Source organism: Pseudoalteromonas sp. PAST1 (genome assembly GCF_021532515.1).
Lineage (GTDB): Bacteria > Pseudomonadota > Gammaproteobacteria > Enterobacterales > Alteromonadaceae > Pseudoalteromonas > Pseudoalteromonas simplex.
Map to the genome: position 1 here is coordinate 1 of NZ_JAKGBH010000087.1, position 9,400 is coordinate 9,400.

The 9,400-nt window shown below is 40.7% G+C and carries 3 protein-coding genes; all 3 read left to right on the forward strand.

Annotation, left to right across the window (positions count from 1 at the left end; genetic code table 11):
* The coding region (gene tuf, locus L1272_RS22100; RefSeq protein WP_235374298.1) for an elongation factor Tu at positions 1-855 on the forward strand (855 nt) is incomplete at its 5' end.
* 413 nt (positions 856-1,268) lie between these two features.
* The gene (locus L1272_RS22105) at positions 1,269-5,258 is read left to right on the forward strand and encodes a hybrid sensor histidine kinase/response regulator transcription factor (protein WP_235374299.1); all 3,990 of its coding nucleotides are present in this window, start codon (positions 1,269-1,271) and stop codon (positions 5,256-5,258) included.
* A gap of 290 nt (positions 5,259-5,548) precedes the next feature.
* Positions 5,549-9,046 carry a PKD domain-containing protein gene (locus L1272_RS22110; protein WP_235374300.1) on the forward strand — a complete coding sequence of 1,166 codons (3,498 nt, stop codon included), beginning with the start codon at positions 5,549-5,551 and terminating at the stop codon, positions 9,044-9,046.
* Positions 9,047-9,400: the final 354 nt, after the last annotated feature.

Genomic DNA, 9,400 nt, shown 5'->3' on the forward strand with positions numbered 1-9,400 from the left:
GGTCCTATGCCACAAACTCGTGAGCACATCCTACTTTCTCGTCAGGTTGGTGTACCTTACATCATCGTATTCATGAACAAATGTGACATGGTTGACGACGAAGAGCTACTTGAGCTAGTTGAGATGGAAGTTCGTGAACTTCTTTCTGAGTACGACTTCCCAGGTGATGACTTACCACTAATCCAAGGTTCAGCGCTTAAAGCGTTAGAAGGCGAGAAAGAGTGGGAAGACAAAATCGTTGAGCTTGCAGAAGCACTAGATTCTTACATCCCAGAGCCAGAGCGTGACATCGATAAGCCATTCATCATGCCTATCGAAGACGTATTCTCAATCCAAGGTCGTGGTACTGTTGTAACTGGCCGTGTTGAAGCTGGTATCATCAACGTGAATGACGAAGTTGAAATCGTAGGTATCAAAGAAACTACGAAGACAACTTGTACAGGTGTTGAGATGTTCCGTAAGCTTCTAGACGAAGGTCGTGCGGGTGAGAACATCGGTGCACTTCTACGTGGTACTAAGCGTGAAGACGTTGAACGTGGTCAAGTACTAGCTAAGCCTGGTTCAATCACTCCACACACGAAGTTCACTTCAGAAGTATACGTACTTTCTAAAGATGAAGGTGGTCGTCACACTCCATTCTTCAAAGGTTACCGTCCACAGTTCTACTTCCGTACAACTGACGTAACAGGTGACGTACAGTTACCAGACGGCGTTGAAATGGTAATGCCTGGTGACAACATCAAGATGACTGTAGAACTAATCTGCCCAATCGCGATGGACGAAGGTTTACGCTTCGCTATCCGTGAAGGTGGCCGTACAGTTGGTGCTGGTGTTGTTGCAACTATCGTTGAGTAATATCAACAGATAGAGCTTCACAGCTTATAAAAAGGTCGCCTAGGCGGCCTTTTTTAATGCCTGTAGAAAAGCTATCAGCTTTCAGACGTCAGATTAGAACGGTGGGGCTGTTTAGTGTGGTGTTTAGCTCAGCATTTGCCCTGTTCATTCTTCGGGTAGGTTGGTTTGAGCGCAGCGAAACCCAACACAATCCATGTAAACCTTTTCTTTGGTAAACCCAAACCACCATAAAACACTCCCAAGGTTATGCTTGACCTATAACCTAGAGCCTTTACCCTCGCTAACTCACATCTAAATCCAACCCCTTGATATCTATCTTGGTTATTCATCCCTAAATTGGGAAATGATTATGAATGTTAGCTGAACTGAACTACGCTTGATTAATAACTAATAATAAATGTGTAGATTTAGGGATGATCCGTTTTTTAATAGCGCTGTTAGCACTTCTGTTCTTACCTTCAGCTTGGTCTGCATTTCATAATTACGATATTGAGGATGGATTATCGCAAAGTGTTGTGTTCGATATTGTGCAAGATCAGCAAGGTTTTATGTGGTTTTCGACGCAGGCAGGTTTAAACCGTTATGATGGCAATAAGTTTACCGTATTCACAGCCTCTGATGAGACAAATAGCCTAGCAAATAACTATATCTATCCATTGGCACTTGATAGCGAATCACAGCTGTTTATAGGTACGCGAAATAGTGGTGTAAACCAACTTGCATTACATAATTATCAATTTTCTGAGCCACTCTTAAAAGAGCGTCGCATCACCAGTTTATTGGTAGCGCAACAGCACGTTTATATTGGTACATACGACGGTAGCCTGTTTCGTTACGATAAGCGAACACAGCAACTTGAAAGGCTAATAACAGACTTAAAAAAGCCTATTTATGCGCTATCAAAAATTGCCGACATCCTTTGGATTGGTACCCATGGAGCTGGGTTACTTTATTATGATCTTATTAATAAACAACAAATTAATACTATTTTTTCTGGCTTTGCTGAGCCAATAGATATTCATGCCAGTATCTTTGCTATCAAACAGGCAGCTGATGGCAGTATTTGGTTGGCAAGTCAGGGTGGTGGCTTATACAAGATTGAGTTAAGCACTAAAACAATGACGCAGTGGCTTACCTCTAATGATGGCGGTGTTGGGCTTAGCAGTAATGAAATTCGTGATATTGAGTTTGATAGCCAAGGCCAAGTTTGGCTGGCAACGCGAGGTGGCGGGATTAATGTTTACGATCCAATTAATGCAAGCTTCACCGTTTTAGCACATGACCCATTTGATAAATATAGTCTTGCTCATAACCGGGTCTATAGTATCTACCGAGACAGTAGCGACATTATGTGGTTTGGTACTGCCAATGGGATCAGTAAGCTCGACCCAGCATCATTGCAATTTAGTAAGTTAAAAAAGCCAGCGCCACTTTCAAGTAACGATGCGTGGGCGCTATTTGAAGACTCAAAGCAACGTATTTGGTATGGCAGCTGGGGTGGCGGTATCGATATTCTTGAGCAGCAATTAAATCGTTTAGAGCGCATAACCACCGAAAGTTCACCGTATTCAATTAGTAGCAATGCAATTAAAGCCATTGCCGAAGATCGTAATGGCGATATATGGATTGGCAGTTGGCAGCAAGGGATTGATGTTTTGCATACCGATGGCAGCATCAGTCACTTTCGAGCAGGTGAAGGCGAGCATGGCTTAACTGAGAACAGTATATATGCTCTTTTAGTCGATGAGAAAAATAATGTCTGGGTTGGCACGAATGGTGGAGGGCTGTTTTGTTTTGATAGACAGCGTGGCAAATTTATTAGTTTTGCACAGCCTGTAGCGAATACACAACTTATAATTCCGACTGCGCGGGTGACGAGTTTATATAAAAGCTCGCAAGAAGAGCTGTGGATAGGCACAGATGGTGATGGGGCTTATCATTACAATGCTGCAACCGATACCCTCACTAATTATCGCAAAGGCGACTTGGCTTTATCTGATAATACAGTGCGTGCGTTTTTAGAAATTGACCAGCAAATGTGGCTCGCAACGTCGAACGGCTTAAATATTATTGATTTGAGCAACCAGCAAGTTCATCAGCTTAATGTCGCTCAAGGCCTTCCTAATCAAGTCGTTTATGCATTGTTAAAAGACAATGAAGATTGGGTTTGGCTCAGTACCAACAACGGCCTCGCTAAAATAGATCCTGCAACCATGAGCATTAAAAACTATAAAGCTCGCCATGGCTTACAAGGTAATGAATTTAATGCCGGTGCTTATTTAAAAACCCGTGATGGCCGCTTGATGTTTGGTGGCACACAGGGGGTGAGTGTCATTAATCCTGCTGACCTTGAAGTTAATACTATTGGCGGGCAATTGGCACTTACTAGTTTGCAATTTGATGATGAGGATGTGGTAAACGAAGGAGTCAGTCGTTTAGGCAGTTTATACCAAATAGAAAAAAGCCGTTCAGTGACTATTCCTGCGGGCATCAAACGGGTTCACTTTCAGATTAGTTACCTACACTACTCTGAGCCACAGACTAACCTGTACTCTTATCAGTTAGCGGGCTTTGAACAGCAATGGCGTAAAGCTACAGGGCCTTTTTTATCTGTTGATTATACTAACCTTCCTGCTGGTAAATATCAGTTGAAAGTTAATGCTAGTAGTGAAAGCGGGGCAAATGTGCTCACTCCATTACTGTTAAACATAACCGTTCTTGCTCCTTGGTGGCAAACTAGTGAGTTTTATCTGTTAGCGGCTATGCTGATTTTGGCGATGGTCTGGCTATTCACAGTGCTTTGGACTCGCCGGATACGCAAACAAAAATATTATCTGGAGCAAATTGTTAGTGAGCGTACCGACGAAATCGCAGAGCAAAAAACGCTCATCGAACAGCAAGCTGAAGCTCTGAGTGATTCACTCGAAAATAAAGTACGCTTCTTCACGCATGCATCTCATGAATTACGTACTCCTTTGAGTTTGTTGATTGCGCCGTTGCAAAAGCTAATAGCTGATGAGCGAATTACTGAAAAGCGTGAGCAGCTGAATTTGGTATTGCGAAATAGCCGGCGTTTAGAAAATTTGGTTGATAAGCTATTAACGCTGACTCGTTATGATGAGCGCCATGAAGAGATTATAAAAGTTGTGTCACTATCGGCAATTGCCAGAGAGGTCGCAGGGCAGTTTGCTGTGTTAGGTGAAAAGTCTATCGACTTTAAGGTCGATATTGAAGAAGCCGTATTTATCGAAAGCACCCGAGAAGGGGTGATCACGATTCTTACCAACCTTTTAAGCAATGCATTTAAATATACTCAGCAAGGTCAAGTCAGCTTAACTGTAAGCGTATCAGGTGAGCTTGCCAACATAGAAGTAACAGACACAGGTAAAGGTATCGCAGACGCTGAAAAAGGCAAAGTATTTGATACTTTCTACAGAGTGAGTAGTCATGCAAATGTAGAAGGTAGTGGCGTTGGCCTAGCCATCGTTAAGCGTTTGGTTGATAAGTACAAAGGCACGCTTGTGCTGGCAAGTCGCTTAGGGGAAGGAACTAGTTTTAAACTTTCATTTCAAGCAACGCAATTTGCAGCTCAAGCTTCTGCTGCAAGTATCAGTTCAAAATCAAATGAAGTGCAGAATAAAGCCAGTGTATTAATTATTGAAGACAACGATGAGTTACGCCATTACCTTAAATCTGAGTTACAACACCGCTACCAAGTTTTATTAGCGCAAGATGGCCAAGTTGGATTGCAAATAGCTTTGAGCCAAGTGCCAGATTTAATCATCACTGATTTAATGATGCCTAAAGTTGATGGCTTTACTGTGTTAGATTCATTACATAACTCGCCCGTTACATGCCATATCCCAGTAATTATTTTGACCGCAAAGGGCGATTATGAAACTCGAGTGAGTAGTTTGCAGCAACACGCGCTAGATGTGATCACTAAACCATTCGATAGAGAAGAGCTATTTTTAAAAATTGAGAACTGGCTAGGCTGGGTAGCTCAATATGCACAACAATCGAAATCTGAAAAGTCGCCACATAAAGCTCAGCAAAGAACGGCCTTTTCACTCGACCCGAGAGACAAAAAGCTGCTTGAAAAGTTAGCTGAATATGTTGCTGAGCATTTTCATCAGCAGGGCTTTTCTATGCTTGAATGTGCGAAGCACTTAGCATTGAGTGAGCGTCAATTCCAAAGAAAGTTAAAAGTATTGTTAAATATCACACCAAGTGAATATCTTCGCGAATATAGATTGCAAAGAGCTGCTGAGTTGTTACAGCAGGGTCGCCAAGTAAGTCTAGTTATAGATGATGTTGGTTTTTCTTCACGTTCGTATTTTTCTAAGTTTTTCAAAGAAAAATATGGTGTGACGGCAAAAGAATATCAATGTCAAAAACTTTAACCTACTGTTTTTTAATTACATGTCGTATTTGAGTACATTTTTGTCGGCATTCAGTACACACAATTTGAATAACTCATCTACCATAAAACCTTAATGAAAAATGAACGGGAAAACATGCTTCGAGGTACTCAAATTGACGGGCAAACATAAAGTCTAATTTATGGTTAAAAGAGTGATCGAGCGCTGACCTTGTTCATACGTTTATTAAGATTTGCTTCCTTTGAGATTGGCAACTGCTCGGCAGTTGCCTCTTTTTAGTGAGCTATACCGCAATCAATGTAAGGATTAACATGATGAGCCCTCCAAATTTCAGGTCTATGAATTTTATAAAACAATTACTTTTCGCAGCCAGTATTATTAGCTTAACAGCTTGTGGTGGGAATAATAGCAATAACGAAGATGATACCCCTCCCGTTGCTGAAGAGAATAAAAGTCCAACAGTATCAATTAACAGTGACACAGAGTTATTAGAGGGAGAGGAGCTAGTTTTACAGGCGACAGCGACTGATAGTGACGGAAGTATTAGTCAATATGCTTGGACACAAGTATCTGGTCCTACCCTTGATCTTTCTGGTAGCGATACAAGCACCTTAACAATTACAGCACCTGCAGTTGAAGAAGATGCAGATATTGTTATTGCTTTGACTGTAACAGATGATGACGATGCAACTGCAAGTGCAGAAGTTAATATAGCTCTGAAGCGCAAGGCACTAAAAATAACATTTGAAGGCATTGTAACTGATGAGCCAATTGTTAATTCTAGTGTTGTAGTTCACATTGGTGATGAACAGTTTGAAGTAACCGCGGATGCCCTGGGTCGTTTTAGCGTAGATATTGAAGTGGATGACTCTGATGCAAATGAATTAGTGAAGCTAGTCGCATATGGTAATAATTCAATCAATCCCGGTGTAGAGTTTGTCTCACAGCTAAAATCAATTTCAACTTTGCTGGCGCAAGCAGGAGCTGATGGAAAGCTTAGTAAAGAGGATAATTTTGGCGTTAATGTAACTAATGTTACTACCGCAGAGTTTGCATTATTGACTCGTGATGGTGCTGATATCAACTCCGAAGAAGCACTCGATGATGCATTGTTAGCTGTTGATGCGGATGAGAAGTTACTTTTAGCATCATTAATTAAAATTATTGTTGATAACGAAAACTATGAACTTCCTGAAGGCGTCGAATCAACCTTAGACCTTGTATCAAATTCTGAGGATATTGATAACTTTGTTAATACCGTAGAGAGCCAAGAACCGGGTCTAATTGAATCGACAAAAGAAGAAATTAAAGAAGATGATGAACTTGTAGATCAGACCGTTACTAGTATTGTGGGTGAGTATATTTTAATGCAGCCGCAATACTATAGAGCATCAACTGCGCAGTTAGAGTTTAAGGCTGATGGAACTGGCTATGCTAGTTTGATTGATGTCGATACAAGCTTTAATTGGTCTCAGCAAGAGCAGGATATTACAATTAATTTAGCTGAGCCTGTACTTATAAACTGCTCATTTAGCAATGATGAAAATGATCAGCAGCAGGAGGTATGTGAGTATTTAGTTGAGTTAGATCTAATTATTCTCTTGGAAAATGATGCTAATAGAACTGTAGAGTTTTCTCGCAAAACTGAAACTCGTTTCAGTAACAGCGGTGAAGTGTATAACAGCTCTGAATCTAATTATAACGCCACCCTTATTGAACAACGACAAACACTTGCAGTGACAGCAGATGAGCTTATTGGTACTTGGGTTATTGATAATTTGAGCGAGTTTGGTGGGTATAGTAGTGCTGTAAGTATTGAGCTACTTTCTGGTGGAACTGGGACGCTCACTGATAACGATAAAACGCCTGTCAGTGTTACTTGGCAAGTCGATGAGAATCAACTGCTTATAAGTAATAGCGCAGAAAGTATCAATTATGACATCGCAATTTGGTTAGTTAAAAATGTACAAGTTGGTTATCAATTTGCTGCATCACTCGAAGCTAAAACAGATGATAGCTCGCGAACAGTTACTGGTTTAATGGTGAAAGATAACCAGCTTTCATTTACTGAAGCAGATCTACTTGGTAAATGGACTGTGTACCAAGGTTATAACTCACCACAAACAGACCTTCATTACGACGTTTATGACGATGGTTTAATGAATTTTAATTTGAATCAAAACTTTCGTTCTTGGCAAGTAAGTAGTGATGGAGAATTCTTACGTTATAACTATTTTACAAGTAATGGCATTCAGCCAATCTGCCCTGAAGATGATGTTTGCCAAGTATATAGTGAGTTTTCTCAACGTCTGCTAGCAACCAGTAACGGGCAAAACTTTACTTACCGTAAGTATCGCTTTTTTAATTATGACGGAACCGAACGCCCAGAGGATTACTCATCACATCTTCGAAACTTCTCAGTTTCTAAGGAATATGGCGTATCTAAATTTGCTCCCTACTGGTTAGAAGAAAACGCTAGCTATGATGAAAATGGTTATCCGATAAACGTTGGTTTTATTGAGCTTTATTCGCCAAGGGAACGTGGTGTTGAAACTATTAAAGTTGAGACAATCTATAACGATGAATTAGATGAATATAAACGTAGAATTAGCTTTTCATATCTTGGAGTTTTAACTGAATATGACTACAGCTTAGCCTCCGGCAAATTGATGTTTAATACATCGCAAGCAGAGGTTAGTGACTTTGATAGGTATTTCTTAACGGTTTGTGTTTATGCGCAGTCAGCGAGTTGTACTGAAGGTGATAAGCAAGCTTGGTTCTTTGATAAAGCGATGGCGGAAGCGCAGGTTGATATTGATCGCCCTGCAACAGAGCACCCGTTAGATGGCGCCTGGCAACTTGCCGATGAACCTGATGTTGCAGTGGTTTTACGTGATGGGAAGTGGATTCAGATTCAAGCAATGGCAGATGAAGGCGTTGATGATGCTCATCCGGGATTTGAGTTAGGCGATTTTACTTGGAATGAGAGTACAGGTGAGTTTACTGTTGAACTAAGCGAAGATACCAATGGAAGTTTTGGGATTGACGATGCTGGCAGCATTATAGCGTCTGTCTCTGCAGATACACTTACTCTTGAAATTGAAGGGGAAGGTGATGTTGTACTAACACGTATTTATAGTCTGGGAAATCCCCTAGTAGGTGCTTATTTCGATGGTTCGCTTGATGGTGACTTCTTTATGGGCATATTTAAAGAAGACGGTACTTTCTTAGAGCTTGCTCATGACACTGAAAATGATGAGCTGGGTATATCTGGAGGCTACTATAATTATGACATTGAGAATCAAAAAGTGTTTGTCGATTTCTATGAAAAAACATACGGTAGCCCAATAGAAGAAGCTGACCCGCACTTTATTGTCAAAGCACAAGGCAACTTTTTACAATTTAAAGATGGCGATGACTTCGGTGTAATGCAAAGAATTACGCGAGTTATTGAGCAAGATTCTTTTACCGAAGTCGACTTAATTGGTACACATATTTTCACCTATATGGCCGAGAGTGGTGGTGTTGAAACATCAAATATTGTCATTGCTGAAGATGGCAGCGCTTCATTCGAATTAGATGGTGAAGTTCGTAGTGCGTCTTGGGAGCTGCATTTAGGATCTTTAATGATGTTTAGTGAGGCTACCGAGAGTCAGAATTATGGTTATGGCGTGTTAATGACTCCTATCACAACCGTTGATGGAGGATTTAGCATTGAAACTTTAGGTTTTGAAGTACCAGAAAGCTATAACGACGATGATGACCCTGCATTACATACATTTTTGTCAGGCAGCTTAATTAAGCAGTAATTTATACCCAAACCACCTCAAGATGCAGAATTCAGCGTTTCACAGGTGCTTAAAATCAAGGCGTTACTTTGCAAGAATGGCAGTCCCTTTTAAGAAGTAACAACGATGAGAGTAAGTGCCTGCGAAGCGCCCAAAGGGTTGGTTTAAAAGCGATTTATACTGCGTTATTGATTTTAACAATAGAACCACTATTACTTGCAATCAATGCCTTGCCTAAATCGCTTTTAATTTTCGGCCCTAAACCACCTACTTCAGTAGGTGGTTATCATCATTTAGGCTTTGCCTGAAAAAATACTCATGTTAATTCCTTACTTGATTTTTAGCGAAGTCATATAAGGAAAAAACATGAGTAGA